This window comes from Veillonella sp. VA139, from assembly GCF_003992005.1.
Taxonomy (GTDB): Bacteria; Bacillota; Negativicutes; order Veillonellales; family Veillonellaceae; genus F0422.
The window spans coordinates 161732-186269 of record NZ_RQVL01000001.1; the positions used below are offsets into that span (position 1 = coordinate 161732).

Annotated in this window: 19 protein-coding genes; all 19 read right to left on the reverse strand. The window is 41.2% G+C overall.

Translation table 11 applies throughout. The annotated features are described in order from the left end of the window. Window positions 1-124: 124 nt before the first annotated feature. Entirely contained in the window at window positions 125-1882 is a 1758-nt protein-coding gene (gene hutW, locus EO125_RS00880; RefSeq protein WP_127147225.1) for a heme anaerobic degradation radical SAM methyltransferase ChuW/HutW, read from the reverse strand. Between the two features lie 33 nt (window positions 1883-1915). Continuing rightward, window positions 1916-2692 (reverse strand): energy transducer TonB, encoded by a 777-nt coding sequence (locus EO125_RS00885; RefSeq protein ID WP_127147226.1) that lies wholly within the window; start codon window positions 2690-2692, stop codon window positions 1916-1918. 12 nt (window positions 2693-2704) lie between these two features. Further along, complete coding sequence (locus tag EO125_RS00890; protein ID WP_127147227.1) at window positions 2705-3100, reverse strand: biopolymer transporter ExbD; 396 nt, start codon at window positions 3098-3100, stop codon at window positions 2705-2707. Then, a complete protein-coding gene (locus EO125_RS00895; RefSeq protein ID WP_127147228.1) occupies window positions 3087-3722 on the reverse strand; it encodes a MotA/TolQ/ExbB proton channel family protein in 636 nt (211 codons plus the stop codon). The genes EO125_RS00890 and EO125_RS00895 overlap by 14 nt, the downstream gene beginning before the upstream one ends. Window positions 3723-3811: 89 nt before the next feature. Next, window positions 3812-4813 carry an AraC family transcriptional regulator gene (locus EO125_RS00900; RefSeq protein WP_164726403.1) on the reverse strand — a complete coding sequence of 334 codons (1002 nt, stop codon included), beginning with the start codon at window positions 4811-4813 and terminating at the stop codon, window positions 3812-3814. A gap of 288 nt (window positions 4814-5101) precedes the next feature. After that, a complete protein-coding gene (locus tag EO125_RS00905; protein WP_127147230.1) occupies window positions 5102-6439 on the reverse strand; it encodes a hypothetical protein in 1338 nt (445 codons plus the stop codon). Window positions 6440-6446: 7 nt separating this feature from the next. Beyond that, entirely contained in the window at window positions 6447-7400 is a 954-nt protein-coding gene (gene whiA, locus EO125_RS00910; RefSeq protein WP_127147231.1) for a DNA-binding protein WhiA, read from the reverse strand. 59 nt (window positions 7401-7459) lie between these two features. After that, complete coding sequence (yvcK, locus tag EO125_RS00915; protein WP_164726404.1) at window positions 7460-8809, reverse strand: gluconeogenesis factor YvcK family protein; 1350 nt, start codon at window positions 8807-8809, stop codon at window positions 7460-7462. Between the two features lie 38 nt (window positions 8810-8847). Then, window positions 8848-9762, reverse strand: a complete 915-nt coding sequence (gene rapZ / locus EO125_RS00920) for an RNase adapter RapZ (protein WP_127147232.1) — start codon at window positions 9760-9762, stop codon at window positions 8848-8850. 18 nt (window positions 9763-9780) lie between these two features. Continuing rightward, the gene (locus tag EO125_RS00925; RefSeq protein ID WP_127147233.1) at window positions 9781-10572 is read right to left on the reverse strand and encodes a Cof-type HAD-IIB family hydrolase; all 792 of its coding nucleotides are present in this window, start codon (window positions 10570-10572) and stop codon (window positions 9781-9783) included. A gap of 250 nt (window positions 10573-10822) precedes the next feature. Further along, a complete protein-coding gene (gene hemG, locus EO125_RS10005; RefSeq protein ID WP_240630405.1) occupies window positions 10823-13063 on the reverse strand; it encodes a protoporphyrinogen oxidase in 2241 nt (746 codons plus the stop codon). 1 nt (window position 13064) lies between these two features. After that, a complete protein-coding gene (hemH, locus tag EO125_RS00940) occupies window positions 13065-13985 on the reverse strand; it encodes a ferrochelatase (protein ID WP_164726405.1) in 921 nt (306 codons plus the stop codon). Next, window positions 13972-15000: a uroporphyrinogen decarboxylase gene (gene hemE, locus EO125_RS00945; RefSeq protein ID WP_127147235.1), complete on the reverse strand. Its 1029-nt coding sequence runs from the start codon at window positions 14998-15000 to the stop codon at window positions 13972-13974. The genes hemH and hemE overlap by 14 nt, the downstream gene beginning before the upstream one ends. A gap of 320 nt (window positions 15001-15320) precedes the next feature. Further along, complete coding sequence (locus EO125_RS00950; protein ID WP_127147236.1) at window positions 15321-17285, reverse strand: VWA domain-containing protein; 1965 nt, start codon at window positions 17283-17285, stop codon at window positions 15321-15323. Window positions 17286-17323: 38 nt separating this feature from the next. Next, window positions 17324-18262, reverse strand: coding sequence for an ATP-binding protein (locus EO125_RS00955; RefSeq protein ID WP_127147237.1), 939 nt, complete (start codon window positions 18260-18262; stop codon window positions 17324-17326). Between the two features lies 1 nt (window position 18263). Beyond that, a complete protein-coding gene (locus EO125_RS00960) occupies window positions 18264-19064 on the reverse strand; it encodes an ABC transporter ATP-binding protein (protein ID WP_127147238.1) in 801 nt (266 codons plus the stop codon). Further along, window positions 19061-20047, reverse strand: a complete 987-nt coding sequence (locus tag EO125_RS00965) for an iron ABC transporter permease (RefSeq protein ID WP_127147239.1) — start codon at window positions 20045-20047, stop codon at window positions 19061-19063. The genes EO125_RS00960 and EO125_RS00965 overlap by 4 nt, the downstream gene beginning before the upstream one ends. Beyond that, on the reverse strand, window positions 20040-21014 hold the full coding sequence (locus tag EO125_RS00970) for an ABC transporter substrate-binding protein (RefSeq protein ID WP_127147240.1): 975 nt from the start codon (window positions 21012-21014) through the stop codon (window positions 20040-20042). The genes EO125_RS00965 and EO125_RS00970 overlap by 8 nt, the downstream gene beginning before the upstream one ends. Then, entirely contained in the window at window positions 21001-24537 is a 3537-nt protein-coding gene (locus EO125_RS00975; protein WP_127147241.1) for a cobaltochelatase subunit CobN, read from the reverse strand. The genes EO125_RS00970 and EO125_RS00975 overlap by 14 nt, the downstream gene beginning before the upstream one ends. Window position 24538: the final 1 nt, after the last annotated feature.

Genomic DNA, 24538 nt, shown 5'->3' on the forward strand with positions numbered 1-24538 from the left:
GCAGCCTACCAACTTTGACCTGGTATACCTGATTCCACTCTATGAGTGGCTATAGAACTATTACAGGAAACTATATTGTTTGGTTTGGTAAGGTGTGTAGGAGTTCACCTGTAATAGATACTACCTAAATATTTTTCTTAAATGGACTATGTCCTACTGTGCCATGAGCACGTGTAGTTTCAACATCCCCTGGATGACCTTTTGGGATACCCACTGGATGCCCGCCTGCTCCATGTGGATGCTTAGGTACGCTTGCTGGGTGTCCTCCCATTGGTACTCCTTCTGGATGACCTTTTGGAATACCCGCTGGATGTCCGCCCGCACCATGTGGATGCTTAGGCACACCTGCTGGATGTCCTCCCATTGGTACTCCTTCTGGATGTCCTTTTGGAATACCCGCTGGATGTCCGCCTGCTCCATGTGGATGCTTAGATACACCTTCAGGATGACCACCTACATGAGGATGATCTTTTGGTTTTCCACCGTGGTTTTGAGCTGCGATATTTTCATGTAATAACGTGCTCTCACCTGTTAAGATATATTGAACGCATTCAATAACGGTTTGTGTAATATTGACATGCCAGAATCCACCAGCAGTTGTTAAGCGATATAGTACGCCGTTATATTCCATCAAACCACGAGTTACCCAAGTATCAAGCAACCAGCGCAAGTCCTCTAATTTTGAATCCATTTCGATTAAAGCGTCTAGGTTCAAAACACCTCGTTCCAAGGAACTGATTACATAATTAGAGAACTCTTGTAGTTCAGATTGTTTCATAAGAACCATAAATGGCTTTTTACCTTCTTCTACAAGGGCTTCGTATGGTGGTAATACACGGTGCAGCATTGTCATATATCCACCTAAATTACCACCGGCACCACAACCAAATGGATACATTGGGTATCCAGCTTTCGCCATAGTATTATACATAGAACGTTCACGTGGTGCACGGCTCCAATGGGCTGCACTTAAACGAGTGAAATCACGTTTCATCAAGTATTTTACAGCTGCTTCATACATTAAAGCTTGTTCTTTAGTGGTAGCTGCTGGGCTTACTTTACCCCTTTCAATTAAGCTTTGTAAATCACTGTTTTCAAAGACATTTAATTGATACAAATCCATACCATCTGCTGCTGATTGTTCAAGAAGTTTTAAATCTTCCATCCACACATCCATCGTTTGATCTGGCAAACCATAGATTAAGTCTACAATCACAGAACATTGTTGGTACGCTTTTAATTGCTCTAATCGAGACAATACCGTATCTTGATCATCTAAACGTCCCAATTGACGACGTACATGAGTATGGAAAGATTGTACCCCTAGGGACATACGGTTTACACCATGGCTCATCCATACATCCATTTTTTCAGGCACCAAGTCATGAATACGACCTTCTAATGTCAACTCATAGTCATTGGCCAACGGGAAATATTCTTGAATGGCAAACAACATGCGTTTTGCATTATTAGCTGATAAGGATGTTGGCGTACCACCACCAATAAAAATAGTGTGAATCAAACCATCACGGAATCTTGGTTGATCGGCAGCCATTTGCATTTCTTTCAACAACATATCTACATATTTATCTTCCGCATCTTGGTTCGTAGCATGTTGATAGAATCCGCAGTAAGTACATTTAGTTTGGCAGAATGGGATATGAATATATGCCGTTTGCATTTGCCCTGGAACAGGCGGTTGTTGCATTAATTCATTCCATACGCGCTGTGCTTCATCCTTTTCTAAAGGACGACCACTTAAACCAGCATGTACCGCACGTTTGCTTGTAAAGGCATGCGTCAACGGCGTTGCCGTATCAAAACCAAGTTGAATATTACGTTGTTCCTCCGACATGGAGTCAAATAAAGTTTTTAAATCCATAATTCCTCCTGAATTATATGGTGCGCCTTCGCACTATTCCTCATTTAATGTATAGTAAACAGTAAATGAGTTTGATACTGTTGTACCACTGCCATTTGGATAATTGCCTATACCATAGACAACATCTTGGGTATGGCTATTTAAGATGCCTGGACCACCGCCCGCTGAAACGGACACTATATTACCACTAGCATCAATAGTTACACTTACACTTACGCTTCCTTGTAAATTCCGTTTAATCGCCATTGCAGGATATGTGCCTTGTGCTTGGGCTTGTACAGTAGCCACAAATCCTGCCCAGTCAAACGGTGCATTACCTGATGTAGTACCTACACCATCTCCATTTCCACCACCGCTACCAGAGCCAGAACCGCCACCGCTACCAGAGCCATTGCCATCTCCATCGCCTGTTCCATTACCAGTACCATTACCGCCACCAGAGCCACCACCTATACCTTGATTCGTAGATGTACCATCAGCAGTTCCTGTTGTCGATGTTGTAGGAGATGTAGGAAGATTTAAGGCGTCTTCTGCAGGGATTTGTGTAGAAATACTTTGTTGAGCTGCTTGCACTTTAGCTTGTACTACTTCTTGCGACAATGGTTTCGGGAAAGAAACACCCCCACCACCTCCACCGCCACCAGCGGATGCTTTCAAATCATCAGAAATAGACATATCAATTTCAAAAGCATTTTCAGTTTGTTTATGCTCTACCACGGATACCAACGCAAGACCTAACACAACAGCTAGGAGAATGTGGATCACAATGGAGATTATGTAGGATTTTTTCCAGGAAATATATTGTTCCATGTGTCATCCTTTCTAGCTAGCAGCAATTGAGAACTTCTTAACCCCAATCGTTTTTAGCATATCCATAATGGCAACCACGAATCCATGTTGCGTATTTTTATCGGCTTGTAATAGTACCGCTGTATTTGGATTTTCTCCTACTTTGCTAGTAATGTAGTTACGAGCTTCATCGATACTATATGGTTTAGAGTCAATCAAAATGTGACCTTCTTTATCCAATGTTAAAATCACAGGACTTTGTTTGACTTGTGTCGCTGCTTGTGCTTGCGGTAATTGTACACCCAAGGACTTTTGTGCCACCGTTTCAATACTGTTCATCATGAAGAAAACCAGCAAGAAGAAAATGATATCAATCATTGGCACAATCATGAACTCAGGTTTCATTTTTAATCGACTATTTTGAAACATGAGAATCACTCCATTGTTCTTTCATACCATTTAATAACACTACAGATAAAGTTTCTGTATCATTGATAATTGCATCCATACGATGACTGAAGTATGTGTACACACAGAATGATAAGATAGCCACTAATAAACCAGTTGCTGTGGCAATCAAGGCTTCACCAACACCACCAGAAATAGCAGATGCTCCAGAGCCACTATCAAGGATACTGAATGTACCAATCATACCAGAGACTGTACCTAACAACCCTAACAATGGAGAAATTGTTACGATAGCACTTAAGTAGTCCAAATGAATTTTTAAATGAGATGCTTCAATCATCATTTGTTCAGAAAAAGCATTTTTCATACTTGTTTCATTCTTGGAGTATGTTAAGCCTGCATTCAAAATACGACCAGTTGCCGTTTGGTTTGCTGCACATAACTCTTTTGCTTTCGCCCAATCATTCTCTTTTACTGCGTAATATACATCATGACTAAATTCCTTTAGCAATGCAGTATTAGCTTTGAAATACGTGTATCGTTCAATGCCAATAGCAATAACAATAATTGATAAAATTACCAATGGATACATTACTAATCCACCGCTGTTAAATAAATGTACAATGTATAAAAGGCTGTCCATGTTGTTACCTCCCCTAAAATATGATAATTTTTATCAGCTTAAATCTATCATATCAGATTTAATAATTTCAATTCTACTCTAAAAAGTTTCTATTCAACCCATTCCGACATTTTGTTTTTCTTCCTATATTCACTAGGCTTATATCCTGTAATAACCCGAAATGCTTCAGCAAACTTACTAGCATTTTCATAGCCATATCGGTTAGCTATATTGAGAATACTATCATCTGTACTTCTTAAGTCCTTTGCTGCCTCCTTTATCCGCATATGCTTAATATATTGGTGAATGCTGCTACCATAAATCCCTTTGAAACACTTTTTCAATGCAGTTGGTGCTAATCCATATTTTTTTGCCAATTCTTCAATAGTCGGTTTTTGATGTAAATTTTTCACCAAAAATTCGTGCATACGTTTTACACTATCCACATGTCTTTTTTCAAAATATGGCATGCAACAATCATAATCTCCAGTTATAGTGCTTAACATTAATATGATTTCCATACATTTGAGCTGAAACACATTTGGCAGTATTTCCTCTGGTATATCATATAAACTTTTAAAAATATCACTTAACCTAGATTCCCTCCGACATACAAAGCCAAATTCAAAATCACGACAAAAACGATTACATATGTCGCGAAGATCAATCCGATCATGACCTACAAACTTATTCACCATCTCTTGCGCTTTAGGAATATAAATGGATAAATTGATACCTTTATAGTAAGCGGTAGGAAACTTTGTGGAATGCACATAACTAGGAGATTCTTTCCACCCTACGGAAATATCATTTTCATCCATATATAATACTTTCCCATTATCAAAAGCACACTCAATACGACCTTCTCTACAATAATGGATTTCAAACATACCTTCCAAAGGTTTTGCACGGTGACGAATTTCTTTCATAGTCACCTCTTGGAAAGTTAATTCTACCCCACCAAACACAGGATAACTATGCATCTTTGCCTTCCCATGAGGTGTGTTCATCTCATAAATAGTGCCATGTTCTACATCAGTGGCAGACAACATATCTAAATCCATCACTTTAGGTTTAAACTTTTCCATCCTATGTATACTATTTTGACTCATGTTCCTCCTTTTAAAAAAGCCCATTTGCCGTTTCACAAGACTAACAAACGGGCTTCTTTGCCGAACTACATTACCTACTGTAATCTGAGTATCATTACTATTATTTATTATATGAATAGTTGGCAATGATTGTCAATATATAATTTATCTAACTGGATTATTTTAATTTGTATGAAGTCAATTCAATTTGCATATTTTCCCTTAACTACATAGATATTTTTTTATATTTAATATTTTTAATCGCTTTATTTGAAAGTGTCTTTTTGGATTGTTTTTTCTTAATTCCGATTATTTTCCCAAAATCCTATTGACTAGATTCGTTACATACTCTGATGATTTTCGATCATTTTTTAACTCTTTTGCAACTTGAGGAATCAACAAAAACCTCACTGGTAAATTCGACGCTCCTGGTGACATATATTCTAATAGTAAATCTTCTGGTTTATCAAATACATCTAGCAGCTGTGTGTCATAAATAGTTTGATGCCCCAAGTACGGACCTTTTAGAGGCACATCATAGGTATGTGCACCTTTAGATGATGTAATCCTGAATGTACCGCTGAACGCACCTCCTAATGGGTTAATATACAAGGCATACGGTGTTTTCCCTTCTGTATGCAACACATATACATTAGAAACACCATAATTCCCTTTATTTCTTACCACTTTGTCATTTGTCGTTTCATCAACACCGCTAATGAAAGCATCTTCTCGGTCATTGGCAATTTCAAAGCTTGCAGGACCTGCATCGCTATTGAATGTTGGCTCCACCTCATGGAATCGACGCATCCCTTCATAAGTGCCTCGCAACTCTACATCATCCATAGGATGAATTGGTAACAACGGCAAACCATAGGTAACTGTTGACTTAGGTTCCATCACCGCCACAGAAGCATAGACTGGTTCCGAAGTTGAAAGATCGACGATACCGCTAAATAAATCATCTTGCTTCAACAAAACTTTTTCCAACTCAGTGAAAATAGATCGTACTTCCCCAGGGCGTAATACAAATTCCTTCGCATTGGTCTCTTGTGATACTAAAGAAATAATTCGTGATGTGGTATCTTTTTTGATTTCTTCTTCCACATACTTTAACTTTATTTTTCGAGATTGAACAAGCCTCTCTTTTTGTTGTTTAATGTCTTTTCTCATCACCTTAGATCGAATGGGAATGTTGACTCCTTCTTGTGCCCAAGTTCCCAAATCTAATTCTGCCGTATGTATTTCTTTTTTAGAAAGTTCTCGTCCCACTTTAAAATAGTCTGGACTTGGTTTGGCATAGATAGCTCGTTCAATCTCTACAAATGCTGGTGCATTCCCCTTATTTTCCAATAAAATACCTACTTTCATAGGTTCTGTTCGTTCATTCACATGGTAAAAGTAAATACGACTTTTTCCGTGTAATGTACCTGCTGCAACAATCCCAGGCTCTTTTACATATTCAGGACTATCGGACAATAATAATGTATCTATCTCTTTTACAGTTTTCACTGCTAGGGGCGTAAATGTATAGTCATCAATATTGACAGTTTTGGGTGCTTGCCCATAGTTAGTACCTAGACCTAATAAGGCTAATACACTACCTAGTAACCACTGTTTCCATGTCATTCTGTTCATTAATTTCATAGTTCCTCTATTCTATCGTAAGGCCATCTGGCTCCCACTGTAAGGCGATGGCTTCTAATTTACGCAAACGATGTCCAATACCAGATTTTGTCAATTCTCGTTTATATTTTGTTTCATAGGCATCTACTAATTCTTGCAAACTGCCATCTGGAAATTCTTGGCGCAACATGGCCGCCTCATAAAGACGAACTGGTAGCGAATCAAGTCCTTGATGCTTATCAATAATACGAATGGCATCTAATTGTCGCACTGCTGCATTCACCGTTTTCTGTAGATTTGCAGTTTCACAGTTTACTTGACGATTTATGGTATTACGTACATCTTTCATGATGCGCACATTTTCAAAATTCATCAATGCCGATTGAGCTCCCATGATTTGTAAACAGGACGTCACCGCATCGCCTTCTTTTAAATACACTACAAATTCTTCTTTCCGCTCTACCTTTCGAGCATTGAGGCGAAACATTTTTAATACCCGAATAATCTGATCAGCAAAATTTTCTTTCGTTGTCATAAACTCTAAATGGTAATCACTTTGTGGTTTATTTACGGAACCGCAACCAAGAAAGGCCCCTCTCAAAAAGGCTCGTCTAGACTCCATATCTTTTAGCCATGCATCAGGAATCATGGCATCTACAGGCCATAAATGTAAATCCTCTAAGGCAAGACGGCTCGGATCTGATGGTTCTACCGTCAACGTGTACATGTTCTTTTTGCGTAGGTTTAGCCCTTTACGCACTAGTACAGAGGTAGGCAAATCATACTGTTCTTTAATAATTCCTAGCACCCGTCTAGCTACGGCATTATTGGCCGTCACCAAACGAACCCCTACGCGTCCTTGCATGCCTAGCAAGATAGACCCTCCCATCCGTAATAAACAAGAGGCCTCTACCTTGGATGCCCACGCATCTTCTGTTTTAAATTGGCACAATTCATTTTTTACATCTTCTGCAAATGACATAGCCTCTCCTTTACTATTTCTACTAGAAAGTAGAGCCTCTAGAGGCTCTACTTTCATAGTTAATGATCTTCTCGTTGTAAGTAATATTCTAAAATATGTGGTTCAATATCTGTCTGTAAAGCATAGACAACATCCATGACCACTTTCGCTAACCGTTCAGAATTATGAACTGCTTTATCTTGGCTATCTACTAGATTTGCTCGAATTGTACGAACCCCCATCGATTGCAACACGTCCATATCTACGTCTACTGGTTCTTGACCAGCTTGTTTGTAATGTTCTAATGTGGTATCTTGGATGCGATTATCATTCACAAGAACCGTATCAATAATCCCTACCTCACTGTGGGCTTCAATGGCTTTCACATGGTCAGATACAGTATACCCATCTGTTTCACCTGGCTGCGTCATCACATTGCAAATATAAATCTTAGCCGCTTTAGAATTAGCAATGTGATCTGCTACCTTATCAATCAATAGGTTTGGCATTACCGAAGTATATAAACTGCCGGGGCCTAAAATAATGGCATCGGCTTCATCAATGGCTTGTAAGGCCGCTCCTACAGGAGATGGTCGATGAGGTTCCGTATAGACCTTCGCAATTGGCTTACCCCCATTAGGGATATTACTTTCCCCTTCTACGATAGTGCCATCCGTCAATTTTGCAATCAGTTTGATTTCTTCTGTAGATGATGGAATAACACGTCCTCGAACTCGCAAAATCTTGCTAGAGGCTTCTAGGGCTTGTTCCACATCATCTTTCAGCACTTGAGTCATAGCTGTTAAGAACAAATTTCCAAAACTATGTCCAGATAATTCTGCTCCTTTAGTAAATCGATACTGAAAGAGTTCTTCCATAAGGCCTTCTTTTTCCGCTAATGCTACTAAACAGTTGCGTAAATCTCCAGGAGCAATCATTTGAAAGTCTTCCCGCAAACGCCCAGAAGAACCTCCATCGTCTGCTACTGTGACGATAGCCGTTAAATTCGTGGTTTTACTTTTTAGCCCCCGCAATAGCATAGACAATCCTGTGCCACCACCGATAACTACGATTTTTGGTCCTTGTCCTAAACGAATTTTTTCAAAAATATAATCACTCACACCATCTTCTGTATTCGGCAAAATCGCATTCACAATGGTCTGAATGAGCTTACGTATTCCCCACAACATAGCTACTATACCCGCCACAATACCTGCTAAACCAAGACTGGCTATGACCGTATAGTTATAGGATCCTGTGAGATGGAATAAAAATTCTAAGAAAATATCTTCAAAGTTGCTAATCCACTGGTAGTTCATCATCATAAGGACACCTACTACCAGCCAAATCGTGCCTAAAGAAAATAGGAATAGCCACCGCTTAATATTAATGCCTGGCGCAAACCAGCGCATCCAATTATTATGTTTCATAGGCTTGAGAGACGAAGAAATCGTCCCACTCCTTTCTTTTATAGGTCTAATTGAGAACGTGGATTCACATCTTCTTCTACATGATTACGCATCATATCACGATGTTCCACGGAAACATTACAGCCTTTTTCTTTCAAATGTGTATACAACGCCTCTGCCATTGCTACGCTACGATGCATACCGCCTGTACAGCCTACAGCTACCACAAATTGGCTTTTTCCCTCTTGTTCATAGTTTGGCACAAGGAAATCCAGTGTCGTAAAGAAATGCTTTTTAAATTCATCCGTTACTTCAAAGGAGTGAATGTAATCTTTCACCACTGGTACACGTCCCGATTTATGACGATATTCAGGAATGTAATACGGGTTCGGTAAGAATCGTACATCCCATACCATATCCGCATCAGTAGGCATGCCAAATTTAAAACCAAAACTTACCACTGTAATCGCCATGCCATCAGTTTGTTCTTTCACATGGCTAAAGGTACGGCGCATAAACGATTTTAAGGCAGATGTTTTCATATTTGTGGTATCAATAATATGATCTGCTTTGCTGCGTACATCCGCTAATAAGGTCCGTTCTTGTGAAAGCCCCGTACTAATACGTCCTGATGGTGCCAATGGGTGACTGCGACGTGTTTCTTTATACCGACGAATCAAAGTATCATCGCTAGCTTCCATAAATACAATTTCATAAGGCACATTCATCGCCGTCAAATCTTCTAAGGCACTGTTTACATCATCAAAAAATTCACGACTACGGATATCTACCACTAGTGCTACTTGACTCACTTTAGTACCTGCACTTTGACGACAAATTTCACTAAACTTAGGAATTAACACAGGAGGAATATTGTCGATACAAAAATATCCCATATCTTCCAAAACTTGCATCACTTGTGTTTTACCTGCTCCGGACATACCGGTCACGATGATTAAACGAAACCCTTCCATGAGGCCCTCCTACAAAATTTATAACACATGCGCTTCAATCCATTTAGCGACCCCATCATTTTCATTTGTGTCGCATACTTCTTTGGCAATTGTCTTCACATGATCCTCTGCATTTCCTACTGCCACAGAATGACCCGTCACTTGTAACATAGAAATATCATTCTCCGAATTACCAAAGGATACCATATCTTCTAAGCCGATACCCAATCGTTCGCCCATGAAAGCCAAGGCTTCTCCTTTGGACACGTGAGGCGCTACGATTTCTAAAAAATTTACCTTAGACCGAACTAAATCAACCATATGGCCAACTTCTTTGGAAAGAATAGCAATCACCTCTGTCATGCGTTCAGGTTCTTCCACCACTAATAATTTATTCGTTCCCTTTTGAGGTTCATAGATCGCATCTCCTACGTACACAGCCTTGGCACCTGTAATCTCTTCATAAAGACGAGAAAACTCTGTTTCACTGTGTACTAATAATTCGTCATCAATATATGACTGAATATAGATATTATGCTCTTTCGTGATGGCTAATACTTTACGCGCTACCTCTGGTGGTATAGCTCGTTCCCAAATAAGTTCCTTGCTTTCCACACGTTGGATAACTCCGCCAGAATACAATACCATCGGTACATCACCTAAGCCTAAACGATGTGCTACGGGATATGCCGTTTGGTACATACGACCTGTGGCAATGAGTACCTCAATTCCCTTGTGCTGTGTTTTTTTTAGCACTGCTTTTGTATAATCAGACACGGTATTATCATCACGTAACAGCGTATCATCTAAGTCTATAGCTAACAATTTCATAACATCACTCCTTCATCATATCTTTCATTATACCATATAACAACATATAACTACTGTATTAGTGTCACTAAGATATAAATCGTTCCATCCAAACTGGTACAAAAATAGCTTAACAGTCGCAACTCTAAGATGAGTAGCCACCACATTGGCGAAAAGCAAAAAAAACGACAGGTTATACAATCCAGTATGGTACTGGTATGCAAACCTGTCGCAATTTCATCACTCTATAGTTTAATACCCTATTGATACATTAGGAAAACAGATGATCTATACCATCCATATCCAGAATCGTCCCAATCGTAAATGGACCGAAGATACCAAAACGAGCGCTCACTTCATCAAAACGCATTTCATTGACGATTTTTTTAAACTGAATTGGATCATCACTCATCAAGGTAATGCCCCATTCCCAATCATCCATGCCAAACGCACCTGTAGTAAACTCTTTGATCGTATCCTCATATTTTTTACCAATTTGACCATGAGAACGCATCATGCTACCACGGCTTTGACGATCTAACATATACCAATTATCTGTCAAGTTGCGTTGCTTAGCCATAGGGTAAAAACACATACAAGCTAATCTTGGAATTTTAGGGTATAAACGGGCTTGTACTTTTGGATGGTCTTTCGGAGATTTCACATAATTACTTACTTCAATGACAGATACGAAAGAAGATTCTGGCTGTAATACACTAAAGATTGGTAATTTTTTTAGTGTCAATTCTACTTCGTTCAACTCTTGCAAGCTTGGTTGCAAGAACCAAAACATAATATCTCCCTTGTGACCATTAATTTGGTACATAGCATAGCTACTTGTATGGGCCTCATGAGCTGTTTCTAAATTCCCAATAAACGCTTTGAAAGATTGCAATGCTTCAATTTGTTGCTCACCAGACCAAATTCTCCATTTTTCAAAATTGATGGAATAATTAGCGTGTAAGCTAAACCAACCTTCGTACGTTTCAGGTACTTTTTCTAGTCCTGTTATTTCTGGACGTCCTTCCATAGACACTGCTCCATGATGACCATAATTAGGTTCTAGACGCCCCTCCACTGGACCTGCTCCATGATGTCCGTGGTTAGATTCTGTATGTGTATCCATAGGAACTACCTCCTTAGTTTCTTCTTTCCATGCTTCTACTAATTCATATGCTTGTTTGATGCCATCTGGCATACCTACCCCTTTAAATGGCGTGCCAATCAATGCCAATCCTGGGTAGTTCTGTGCCACATGTTCCATGATTGTTGCGATTCTATCTTTATGACCCACTTCATATTGGGGCATACTTTTTTGTAACCGCACTACTTCCATCCATTCTGGATTTCCTGTAAACTTCAATATATTTCGTATTTCTGAAAGCGCCAATTCACACAGTTCTTCTTCACTATGCGTATCTACCGTAGAGTCTGTAGGTTTTCCTAAAAAGACGCGAAGTACCACCTTGTCTTGTGGTGTCGTTTGCGGCCACTTACTAGAAATGTAAGTACATGCCGTTAATGGTATCTCTGTGCTGCGAGTAATCACAAAGCCTGTGCCTTGCAATGGTTTTGTAAACGCTGACTTCGGCAAACTCATAATCACAATGGCACAAGAAGATTGTTCCATATGGCGCAAGCCTTCAAAATTTGTATCATCTTTGAAAAATCTTTCATAGGCTTTCGGTGGCGTGGTAATCACAAGACGGTCGTAGGAGTCTGTACCGTTTTGTGTTTGCACTACATAGCGCTTATCTGTGTAAGATACGCCTAGCACCTCAGTCGATGTGCGCAAAGAAACGTTCTTCGACATTTGCTCCACTAGAGCATCTACTAAAGATTCTAACCCTCCCGTTAATTGGGCAAATTGTCCTTCGGTAGCCGCCCCAGATTGTTTGCGCATACCTTGCATAGCCATCATACCTTTGACCAAGTTTCCATGCTTTTGTTCTAATTGACGAAACTCTGGGAAAGTCCCTAATAAACTCAATCGTTTCAGGTCTCCGCCGTAGATGCCAGATAATAGAGGTTCAATTAATAAATTGACCAGTTCATCCCCTAAATGATACCGAAAAAAGGCATCGATACTCATATCCTCGTTTCCTGGATATGGTTTCTTAAAAATATCTAATCCAGCACGTACTTTACCAGACCAGCTCAATAAACTGGACATAGCAAAGGGAAGAAATTCTGTAGGGATACCAATGATAGAGCCTCCTGGAATAGGCTTCATTTGACCTTGATGATAAATATAGGATTCTCCCGTAGCATTACGCACCAAGGTGTCACCTAATCCCAATTCCTGCACCAAATCTGTCATAGCTGTTTTTCTTGCTAAGTAGGAATCAGGTCCCACTTCTACCACATAGCCATCGCGGCGTTTTGTTTGCACCTTACCACCCCAACGATTCGAAGATTCCAACACATGAATCTCCCAATCAGGAAATTCCTTACCCATATAATAGGCGGACGATAGTCCTGTTAAACCGCCACCAATAATTGCTACTTTCATATTATCCCTCCTTCCAGAGAGTTGTTACTACACCATGCGCCATAGCTTTCACAAAGAGCGTATCATGATCTGGCATAGGCACTCGCACATACGACATACCTAAGTGATCACATTGTTCACGACGTTCCACGTCTAAATCATAGGACACTTCCATATGGGTGCAAGTAAAGCCGATAGGAATATATACCACATGGGTATAGCCTTCTGCACCCGCTTGTTCTGTCACCGTTTCCACCGTAGGTGTTAACCATTCCCCACGAGTGCCTGCACTTTGCCAAGCTAGGGTAGCATTGGGCAACACCAATTGATCTGCTATAGATTGCATCACCCGTTGTAAGCTATGTACATATCCATCATAGGAAATTCCTTGCATCAGTGGCACACTATGGGCAGTAAAGACATACAGCGGTTTCGCTGTAATAGGCAATGTACGCATAGTCTTTTGTACTCGGTCTGCCCAAGATTGCACTAATGTAGGTCCGTCCGCCCAGTTCTGTACTACCTTCCATCGGTCGTTTATAAACGGTTGTAGTGGTTCTAAATAGGATGCATTTAATATGTCCGTTCCATAGGGGTTCATCATGAGCACCACCACCGTATCATAGTGATTCAATTCTTTGGCTACATCCGCGATGAGTGGTTCTATATATTTATGTGCTTGTACTACCGTTACCTTTGCAATGGGTAATTCATTTTGTAACTCTTCTTGTAATCGTGCTACTTGCCATGCGGTGGACTCCATTAATTGGGATTGTCCACCAATACACTCATACTTATGACGTAATCCTTGTAATTCTTCATCACTTGGTCTATGGCCTCTCCGTATGCGAGTATAATACTCTTCTATATCATTTAAAGAGCGAGGAGAACCATAATCTAACACCAATACACAAACTTCTTGTGTTGTTTTATCCTCTGTCATGTACATACTCCACAATATTTCGCAATACTTTAGGATTCGCATCTGGCACAACACCATGACCTAAGTTGAAAATATGTTTTCCATGGGCAGCACCTTCTTCTAAGATGCGGTCAATTTCACCTTGAATCGTTTTCCAATCTGCGAATAAATAGGCTGGATCTAAATTCCCCTGTAATGTCTGTGTAATCCCCATAGCGCTAGCTTCTGCAATGGAGCATCTCCAATCGCAACCGATTACATCTAAAGGTAACTCTTTCCAAACTGGGAGCAAGTGCTTAGTCCCTACGCCGAACATAGTGATAGGAATATGCGGGTAACGTTCTTTAATGGTCCCAATAATACGTTTCATATAGGGGAATACACCGCTTTCATATTGTTCCATAGAAAGGGCTCCAATCCAAGAATCGAAAATTTGAATCGCATTCACACCTGCCTGAATTTGACCTTCCATATAGGTAATAGACATGGTCGTCAATCGCTCCATCAAAGCATGCCAAATCTCTGGAGTTGCCACTAAACATTGACGAGTTTTCTGGTAATTCTTAGAAGGGCCACCTTCAATCATATAACTAGCTAATGTGAAAGGAGCTCCTGCAAAGCCAATTAAGGGAACTGCAAGCATTTCTTTCGTCAATATTTGGATTGTTTTCACCATAAAATCCAGCGATTCTTCTACTACAATATCACGTAAATTCGCTACATCTTCATGAGAACGTATGGGGTTTGCAATGACAGGTCCTACGCTAGGTTTAATAGTTACATCTACACCCATAGGTACCAAAGGAGTCATAATATCTTTGTACAAAATAGCCGCATCCACATCATATTCATGAACAGGCAGCGCCGTCACTTTTGCACATAATTCCGGTTGATGAGTAATCTCAAATAGGCTATATCGCTCTTTAATCTTGCGATACGCCGCTTGACTTCGCCCCGCTTGACGCATAAACCAAACTGGTCTGCGGGACACTGACTCACCTGCAATCATTTGCAAATAATCTTGTCGTTTTTCCATATGTAATTACACCTTACCTTTAACCAAACCAAACTTGGATTCTATATTCTATTGTAGCATATGATACGTGTAATTACCTATATATTCTATCACTACATATAGAGCATATATTGTTATTCATCTATAAGATAATAATTACCTAAAAATGTCTTACCTTCCACTACTATACCGCTCTTCATTAAAAGTATATTTTGTTATCCATACATGCAAAAAGAGGCGGTAACAACGATGTAAAACGTACATGTTGTTATCGCCCCTGAGTCCTTGTATAGGATATGTCCCTCATGTAATAAGGCACTATTAGATTCTATACCCTTTTGTTATATGTCTTGTATCCTTACATACTCTGACCCTAACATATGCGCAATCTCTTTGGCACGATTCATGCGAACAAAACTAGTATCGGTATCAATGACCGTCGTTTGTATTCCCTGAGTCGCAAGCCATCTACCGATGTCGTCTAGTCCCTGCAGTGCTTGCGAGGTGACCTTCCCATCTGTAATGATTACCACCTTTGCCTGTACATGCCCCATTTGATACATGTCGTTGCCTATCTGTTTGACCGCTTCCTCAATGCCTTTTACAAAGGGTGTTCTCCCCCCAATCCGAGCTGTTTTCAATGCTTTAGGGATGGTCTCGATGTGCCTTGTCAAGGGCACTACATATTGCGCCCCCTGCTTTTGAAATGTGATGAGCGATACATACTGTCGTTTTACATACATCATTTGTACCAATTGTGAAAGTAACTTCTCTGCCCCCTGTAATCGTTGTCTCTGTCCCATAGATCCACTTGTATCAACTACTAAATAGATGGCTTCTTTTGGTATTTCCTGATACATAGCATATCTGACATCTTTCATTGTTAGCTGAATCGGTAATTGCCGACTCCGTACAATCCCTTCTACTATCGTCGGAATCCATGCAATAGTTCTCCCCGTAGTTCCTTGACGATGTACCTTATGGCCTCGACCGTCATCACTGATGTCTATGTGTTTCTTTGCCGACCCAGATTGCAACATTCCATATAGATGTAATACCTGCGTTTCCACTGCTTCTGAAAGTGCAAAGGACTCCTCTACCTTACCTCTATGGGACTCACGTTGGTCCTCTCCGCTCGTATCTTTTTCTTTCGCTATTCCATCATGACTAGTGTCAAGTTCCTCTTCTGTCTGACCTGATTCCAAATCGCGTTCCTCTTTTGATTGTCCATCATGAGATTCATCGCTATCTGTTGTCATCCTCTGAGGCATTCTTCCTATTTGCTCATCACGGTCGTTCTCCCTATCCATCCCTTGTGAGCTATTGTCTTCTTGTTCTCGATTTAAACTCCCCTCTTTCGTTTTTTCTTGTTCCCTTCTTGTCTCATCGGATGGAGTTCGGTCAGAGGAAGCCTCTGCCTCTCCATCTTGCTGTGTTCGAGAGTTCACTAGGTTTTTCATTTTTTGTGGTAATGTCCAAGGGAGTACCGCTTCTACATCCATAGGCTCCACAAACTGATGGCCTGTTTCTCTAGCTAAACCTATGGCAGCTTTTAGTAAAATATATTCCATGCCCATAAAGGAAATGTTAAATCTCTCGACTAGACTGGAAATGTATGTATATATGCTATTATGCACCGTCGGGGTATTAGGTACGTCCCTTACTGTTTCCTCATGACCAATCCGTTCTTCTCTATGGGTTTCCGATGCAACCATTACTTTTCCTTCAGGACCAATCTGTTCTTCTCTGTGGAATCCATATACATCTGCTGATGTTCCCTCGTGAAGAGGTTCTAATCTATTGTAACTTTCATGAGCTTCACCTGTTTCCGCATCGTCTCTATCTGCTAGGACCCGCACTCTAGTGTTCATATCCGGTGATTCTATGGGTATCCACAAATCCATATCATAGACCCATTCTGAAAGCCCTTCTGCTCCTGTATAGGTCCCAATGATTTGTAATGGTCTCCCCACTTCGTATCGCCGATTTTGCTCGTAAAGAATCCGTAGCCACATGGACCGGTCAAAGTGATCTAATCCTTCGCAGATGAGCAAGTCATACCCATCCCAAGGATGTGCTTGTATTACAATTTGAGATGTTTCTAAGGTCCTTTGTATATCCAACACTTCCTGCATAGCACTCACATCTGTGTGTGATGTAATCGTCGTATAGATTCGACCCCCATCATGCAATGCTTGCAACAGCGCATATGTTTTTCCTGTACCCACTTCACCTGAGATAAGCAATGTGCGCAACAAAGGTTCTTGCAAAAAAAAGTGAATACCTGTATTTATTTGTTCACTCATACCATTCACCTCCTTTAACAAAATCTTTGATGATTCTACTACTTCTGTACCCCTTCATAGGTAGTCCATAGATTCTCTAACATACTTTCATCAAATTCACGTTGCTCAAAAGGTTTCCGTTTCATCCGATGGGCCACCACAAGCGGTGTCAACTGTTTCAGATGATCCATGGTCACATAGGGCTCCCCTTGTAAGGCTGCCAAAGCACGGCTGCTATTAAGCAAGGTAATATCCGAACGATGTCCCTCTACGCCTAGGGTAATCGATATATTAGCAATCAATTCTAATACATTCATATCTACCACAATCGCAGGCAACGCTTTACGAGCTGTTTCAATGATTTCACGCAACACTTCATCATCCTTACGGTAGAATTCAATAAAAGCTTGTGGATTATCTTCAAAAGCCAGTCGGCGGCGCAATACTTCCATCCGCAATGCTACATCTGTTTCTGCTTTCACAGTCACAGATAAACCAAAGCGATCTAGTAATTGTGGTCGAATAGCCCCCTCTTCGGGGTTCATGGTGCCCACCAAAATAAATCGTGATGGATGACTATGACTAATACCCTCACGTTCAACCCGATTCACCCCCATGGCCGCCACATCTAACAATGTATCCACTATATAATCCTCTAGTAAATTGACTTCATCCACATAGAGAATATTTTCGTGAGCCTCAAATAAAATGCCTGGAGAAAACTCTTGCTTCCCCTCTTGCAGCATCCGCTCAATATCCAAGGTTCCCACCAATCTGTCTTCCGTGCAATGCAATGGAAGGTCCACCACTTTCATCGGTGTCCCATCACGATGCATAGGCAGCACCTTGGCTAAGCCTCGTACGGCCGTCGATTTTGCCGTTCCCTTATCACCTTGTATCAACACACCACCTACCCGTGGATCTACGGCATTTAGCAACAATGCCAATTTCATTTGATCTTGTCCTACTAAGGCTGTAAAAGGATATATAGTACTCATGTTAATCTCCTTGCCAACGTCCTTTGGTAGGGATAATTTCTATACGCAACTGCCCATACCGTTCATCTCTGAATACATCTGTATCCATATCAAAGGCCCGTTTAATATACTCTGGCTGCAACACTTCTTCTGGCGTACCATCTGCAATGACACGATGTTCCCCAATGAGCAATAATCGTGTACAGTATTTAGCAGCTAATTCTAAATCATGTACAACGGTAATGATGGTTTTTCCTTGCTTGCACAAATGTTGAAAGAATCGGAACATGTCATCACTATGGCCTTTATCGAGGGCAGATGTTGGCTCATCTAAGAGCATAATATCTGTCTCTTGGGCTAGAGATTTGGCTAACAAAATACGCTGTTTTTCTCCACCACTGACCTGTTCCAATCGGTAATCTTTTAAATGTGATACGCCTGTATAGACCATCATCTCTTGCACAATACGACGATCCTCGTCGCTTTCACTATCCCACCAAGATTGGTACGCATAACGACCAGTCATGACGATTTCTTCAGCACTGAAAGCATAGGGAATCTCCACTTGTTGTTGCATATAACTCATCGTTTTAGCAATAAACGTATCCGACTGTTTCGCCAAATCTTGTCCATTTCCATAAATATGCCCCTCATAGGGTAATAGCTGGCGAATCGCTTTTAGCAATGTGGTTTTACCATTTCCATTCGCCCCAATGATACCGATACATTCCCCTTTGTAAAAGTCTTTGGTTACATCTTGAACGATTGGTTGTCCATCACGGTATACAGATACCTGTTCTAAGCGCAATACTACATCACTCATAGAGAACCCCCTTTCACTTTCAAACGATGCAAGAGGAATAAGAAATACGGCGTTCCTAATAAGGCCGTCATAATACCCACTCGTATATCTACAGGATGGAATAAGGTCCGTCCTAATGTATCGCACAACAACACAAAACAAGCGCCCCCTAAAGCAGAGGCAGGTATCACGAGACGATGGTCAGGTCCTACTAAGAGGCGCACCATGTGTGGCACCACGAGACCCACAAAACCAATGCTACCGCCTACGCATACAGAAATAGCCGTCATCATAGCAGACAGCAGCAAGAAGATCATACGATACCGATTGGTATTCATGCCTACAGCTCTCGCCTCTACTTCGCCCATCACTAAAATGTTTAAATGTTTACTCAAGGCTATAATAATCGCTGTTCCTACCGCAATGGCAGGAAGCGCAATGGCTACATGGTCCCATCGGCGATACTCTAAACTACCAACCATCCAGAATAGAAACTCTTTCAAGCGATATTCATTCATCAACGTTAAAATTCCAGATGTCAAAGACCCCAATAGCATGCTGATGGCTACACCTGCTAACAATAAAATGCGAGGGTCCATTCGCCCTTTATACCAACTGAGGAGCATCGTAATCCCCAGAGCTGTCAAGGCGCCGATAAATGCAAAGGATGGCATATAATAGGCACTCACTGAGGACAATCCCAAGGCTACCGCAATCACAGCCCCCGTGGAAGCCCCTGATACAACGCCCATAATGCCAGGATCTGCCAATGGGTTACCAAATACACCTTGGATTACCGCCCCTGCAATGGCCAAGGCCATACCAATAGAAATCGCCACTAAAATTCTAGGCAAGCGTATAAAATATAAAATTCGTTCTTGCTCCTCTGTTAAATGCAAGAAATCACTAGCACTGATGGGAATAATACCCATACACAAGGACACGACAATAAGCACCAACAGCACTATCATCATGCCAACCATATAGAACCACGGTCTATTCATGGGTGCCTTCTCCTTTCTCGCTCTCTCGTACGATACGTAAAATATCTTTCATAGATTCACCAATAAACTGATTCCCAGTATATAAATCCGCTGCTGGCATGGTGACCACTCGACCATCTCGAACGGCTCTAACCGTTTGTAGCCCTGGATTGTCACGGTACAAGGTTTGCCAAGCCATTTCGCTTTTATCGTACACCGGTATGAGAATCACATTCGGGTCCATTTCAATAATACGCTCTTCTGTGAAAGCTGTCCTAGGTGCATATCTTAAATGACTCGGTCCATTCACAAGTCCCATGACACGGGTCATATCATCAAATAAACTCCCTGTCCCCGCATAGCCATCCATAGATGACATAGAAATCACAACTTGCCCTTTTGTTTGTGAGGATAATACTTTTACTTCTTCTATGTCTTGTTTCATTTTAGTGGTCATATTGCGCGCGCTGTCCTCTGCTCCTACCACATGGCCCAATCGTTCTACTAGTTCAATCGTTTCTTGTACTGTTTTAGGACTGCTGATGATAACTACGGGGATTCCCATATGCTCTAGTCCATCTAATACGTCCCTACTTGTATACTCTGGAGCAATCACTAAATCTGGGTGTAAATATACAATTTTTTCCACCGCATAAGAGTATAAAGAGACTTTCACAGATTTTGCCAATTCATAATTCGGTCCATACCCCTTTGTTTTTGATAGAAAGCTCACTGCCCCTAATCGATTAGGTCCTACCATCTCTAATAAGATAGGTTCATAGGCAGAGGTTAAGGAGACGATTCGCTTTGCCTCTACAGGTACTGAGACGGAGCGCCCCCAATCATCAATGACGATACGCTGCGCCCCTTCTACTACACTCGATGCCTCACTATGATTATTCCCTACGATCCAAGGATGATACCCTACAAGGAGTCCTAGCACAAGGAATAGACTGGCTATCCACAAGGTTCCATTACGTTTCATCATAATACCCCTCTAGGTCATCTTCCAAGGACATTGCCACATCGCGCAATCCTTCTTTACGTTCCTCACTGGCCTTCCAAAGTCCTCGTTGTTCTGCTTCTAATAAAGTATGACAAATGGCCCCTAAGGCCCAAGGATTGACTTGGCGCATCCAATCCTGTACGTCCTGATTCATGACATACTCGTCTGTGTAAGCATCATACATCCAATCTTGCACCATATCGCTAGTAGCATCCCATTCGTACGTATGCTGCACATAGGAAGCCATATCAGCAGCCCCCTTGTAGCCGTGTTTCATCATCCCCTCTATAAAAATAGGGTTCATTGGTTCACTGCGGAATTGTCGTTGAATTTCATCTTCTAAAGAACGCACCAAAATATCTTTGCGGTACGTTGTATCACCTATAAAGGATTTCGGCTGTACTCCTTTAATAGATTCTACAGCAGCGATCATCCCACCATGGTAGGCATTGAAATCATCTGTACTCAACAAACTTACTTCTCTATTATCTTCATTTTTCACAGTCACTTCGATAGAGCCTAATCGCTTGCGAAACTGTTGATGGCTAGGGATAATCTCTCCCCGTTCATCATATCCATAACCGCCCCATGTGACATAGGCATTGGCTAAGTCTTCACGAGTCGACCAATTACTTTGTTCTAAAATTTGATTCACTCCTGCCCCATAGGCACCTGGTGCATCGCCAAAGACACGAATCGATGCCGCTTTGATAGCTTCTTCATAGTCCATGCCTTCTTCTACTAATGCAGCTGTATCTAGGTCTATATGTTTTTTCACATAATTTACACTATGATCCTCAGCAAGAGATCCCACCATTTGCACAGCTTTTGCAATCCACATGACACCAGATGGCATCATATCTCGGAATAAGCCACTAATGCGACTTGTCACGTCGATACGTGGTCGCCCTAATTCCTCAAGAGGTATGACTTCTAAATCGGATACACGACTTCCAGTATAAACTGGTCGTACACCCAATAAATAAAATACTTCACCAATACATTGTCCATGAGTACGTTGCGTATTGTCAGCCCACAAGACTATGCCGATTTCCTCTGGATATCGTTGTTCTTCTCGAATATATTCATTGAGCAACACATTGCCTAGTTCACAACCGATGGCATAGGCAGGCACGGTAGGTAACGTCCGTTCATCGATGCCATAAAAATTGCGCCCCATAGGCAGTACATCAATACCACCATTAGTAACAGCACCACCGATATTAGGTGGAATATATTTCCCTTCTAAACCTCGTAACAATTGGTACATTTCTTCTGTGGTTTGGCGCAACCCTGCGAGGTAGGTCTCACACAGCGTTTCTTTCTGTGTATCCTCTGGCACACCATGCATATCTATGAAAGCATCTATATACCCAACCTCTTCCTCTGTGGTTGGATTTTGCCCTAAAATATGCAAGCCACAACGAATATGACGATTTTGGATATCCATCAAATAATTATGAATATCCCCTAACAGTTCTTCTGCCTCATCTGCATGAATAGAGTCAGCTAAGGATCGCCATTCTTCTTCACTGACAGATCTATCTGCCACAAAGTGTACCTGACCGCCCTCTTGATACCAGTCGAAAGTTTCGCACAAGTACTCTAAATGGCAATCTTTCACAGAAGATAAAATATACCCCAGCACCACTTGCTCTTGGTTTGTTTCCTGGACTTTTATATGGTCGTACTCATCAAGGTACCGCTCCAATATTTCATAGTCACCATATAAGCCAGACCGCTTCATAGGTGGCGATAAATAACTAAGTAAGACCGCATGGCTACGCCGTTTTGCTTGGATACCTTCACCGACAATGGTCGTCCAGTACGGATAAAGATTGGGTATGTCTTCGATACCTAACTGAGGATAACAATAGGAACTTAAAGCCGTTCCCTTGCCAGGCAACCATTCTAAGTTACCATGGGTTCCCATATGGATAGCCACATCGGCTTGAAATACAGTACGCACCCAATGATATACTCCCTCATAATGATGCGTAGGAGGAATGTCCGGCGAGTGGTACAGTGCATCTGGATTATCACTAAATCCACGTGGTGGCTGTACTAAGACCCACACATTACCGAAGGCCACTCCGGGAATAATAAGCTCATCCTCTTCTACAAATATCTCCCCTATGGGCTGTCCCCAATGTTGTAGTAGTGATTCTTGGGTAGCACTATCCAGCTTTGAAAACCACGTCCTATACACTTCTTTCGGTAGTTTTGGGGCTTTCTCTACAGCTGAATCGGTCAAACAATCTACGTCATTCGTAGCATGTTTGGTCAATATCGTCATTAGATCTTCACTCGTTTGAGGAATACCATCTACTGTATATCCGTTCTGTTGTAATTCTTGTAACAACCGTAGTACCGATTCTGGAGTATCTAGACCGCATGCATTACCAATGTGCGAATTTTTCGGCGGATAATTATGAAGGAATAGAGCAATCTTTACTTCTGACCTATGTTTCTGTTGCAATGCAATCCATCGTTTGGCTTGGTCTACTAACTTTTGAATCCCCACAGGATATGGTTTGAAATAGTAGCCTCTTTCCTCTGAGTACGTTCTAGTCCCAACAATATGACCGTTTAAAATACCATCTATTTCTGGCAAAGACAGGGAAAAGGATATATCCATCGGCTCTAGCCCTTGTGAACGTGTTTGCCAGCTTTCAAGGGGAGTATAGGTAACAAAGCCCTGCAAGATCGGGATTCCTAACTCAGCCATTTCATCACGACTCGCCCCCTGCAAGCCAATGATGGAGAACTTGCATGTATTAATGATGAGACATATTGTCTCTTTCACTTGATGATCAAACAACGTGTGCCAACAATCGTACCACCGTAATTGTCCACCAGCTTTACTGCTGTATTGACCAAATACTAATACCGGAGATAACCCTTGTTCTAATGCACGATCATACAGTGCATAGGGATAGTCTAATTGTCCTTGCACCCATTCATCTCGATAAAAGAAAATCCCTACCACAGGACCGCTATGACGGTAGTCTGCACAATACGCCTCATAGGATGGATATACTTCCCCTTGTCTACCTAAAATGCCTTGGTATGGTAGTTCTTTCACTGGTTGTACTGGACCTGTATAGCCTTGTAAGGATAGCATATATTGGCACAGTCCATAAAAGTTTTCTGTTCCACCTTGGTGTAAATAAGCCTTAATTTGATCAATGTCCCCATCTGCAATACCATATCGCTGTACATCCGACGCAGAATCATGAAATAGTAATACATAAGTAACTTGTTTCTGTGTCATATATTTATGAATCCCTTTTACCAAAGGCGAATCTAACGTACTGCCTACATGAGTAAATAGAACTGTATCTGCCGTATCAATAGCGTGCTGAACATCTGCTAACTCTATATCGTTGCACGACAGAAAGACTATGCCCAAGGACATAGTCTCATCTGTATACTTCTGTTCTATTTCTTTAGCCCACTGCCAATGTTTTGTCATGGAGGTGATGAGTAAAATAGAATGTTTCATA

What these genes read in the sequence shown, in the direction of transcription:
- hutW (WP_127147225.1), bottom strand. Translation starts at nt 1,882, where the DNA reads ATGGATTTAAAAACTTTATTTGACTCCATGTCGGAGGAACAACGTAAT.
- EO125_RS00885 (WP_127147226.1), bottom strand. Translation starts at nt 2,692, where the DNA reads ATGGAACAATATATTTCCTGGAAAAAATCCTACATAATCTCCATTGTG.
- EO125_RS00890 (WP_127147227.1), bottom strand. Translation starts at nt 3,100, where the DNA reads ATGTTTCAAAATAGTCGATTAAAAATGAAACCTGAGTTCATGATTGTG.
- EO125_RS00895 (WP_127147228.1), bottom strand. Translation starts at nt 3,722, where the DNA reads ATGGACAGCCTTTTATACATTGTACATTTATTTAACAGCGGTGGATTA.
- EO125_RS00900 (WP_164726403.1), bottom strand. Translation starts at nt 4,813, where the DNA reads ATGAGTCAAAATAGTATACATAGGATGGAAAAGTTTAAACCTAAAGTG.
- EO125_RS00905 (WP_127147230.1), bottom strand. Translation starts at nt 6,439, where the DNA reads ATGAAATTAATGAACAGAATGACATGGAAACAGTGGTTACTAGGTAGT.
- whiA (WP_127147231.1), bottom strand. Translation starts at nt 7,400, where the DNA reads ATGTCATTTGCAGAAGATGTAAAAAATGAATTGTGCCAATTTAAAACA.
- yvcK (WP_164726404.1), bottom strand. Translation starts at nt 8,809, where the DNA reads ATGAAACATAATAATTGGATGCGCTGGTTTGCGCCAGGCATTAATATT.
- rapZ (WP_127147232.1), bottom strand. Translation starts at nt 9,762, where the DNA reads ATGGAAGGGTTTCGTTTAATCATCGTGACCGGTATGTCCGGAGCAGGT.
- EO125_RS00925 (WP_127147233.1), bottom strand. Translation starts at nt 10,572, where the DNA reads ATGAAATTGTTAGCTATAGACTTAGATGATACGCTGTTACGTGATGAT.
- hemG (WP_240630405.1), bottom strand. Translation starts at nt 13,063, where the DNA reads ATGAAAGTAGCAATTATTGGTGGCGGTTTAACAGGACTATCGTCCGCC.
- hemH (WP_164726405.1), bottom strand. Translation starts at nt 13,985, where the DNA reads ATGACAGAGGATAAAACAACACAAGAAGTTTGTGTATTGGTGTTAGAT.
- hemE (WP_127147235.1), bottom strand. Translation starts at nt 15,000, where the DNA reads ATGGAAAAACGACAAGATTATTTGCAAATGATTGCAGGTGAGTCAGTG.
- EO125_RS00950 (WP_127147236.1), bottom strand. Translation starts at nt 17,285, where the DNA reads ATGAGTGAACAAATAAATACAGGTATTCACTTTTTTTTGCAAGAACCT.
- EO125_RS00955 (WP_127147237.1), bottom strand. Translation starts at nt 18,262, where the DNA reads ATGAGTACTATATATCCTTTTACAGCCTTAGTAGGACAAGATCAAATG.
- EO125_RS00960 (WP_127147238.1), bottom strand. Translation starts at nt 19,064, where the DNA reads ATGAGTGATGTAGTATTGCGCTTAGAACAGGTATCTGTATACCGTGAT.
- EO125_RS00965 (WP_127147239.1), bottom strand. Translation starts at nt 20,047, where the DNA reads ATGAATAGACCGTGGTTCTATATGGTTGGCATGATGATAGTGCTGTTG.
- EO125_RS00970 (WP_127147240.1), bottom strand. Translation starts at nt 21,014, where the DNA reads ATGATGAAACGTAATGGAACCTTGTGGATAGCCAGTCTATTCCTTGTG.
- EO125_RS00975 (WP_127147241.1), bottom strand. Translation starts at nt 24,537, where the DNA reads ATGAAACATTCTATTTTACTCATCACCTCCATGACAAAACATTGGCAG.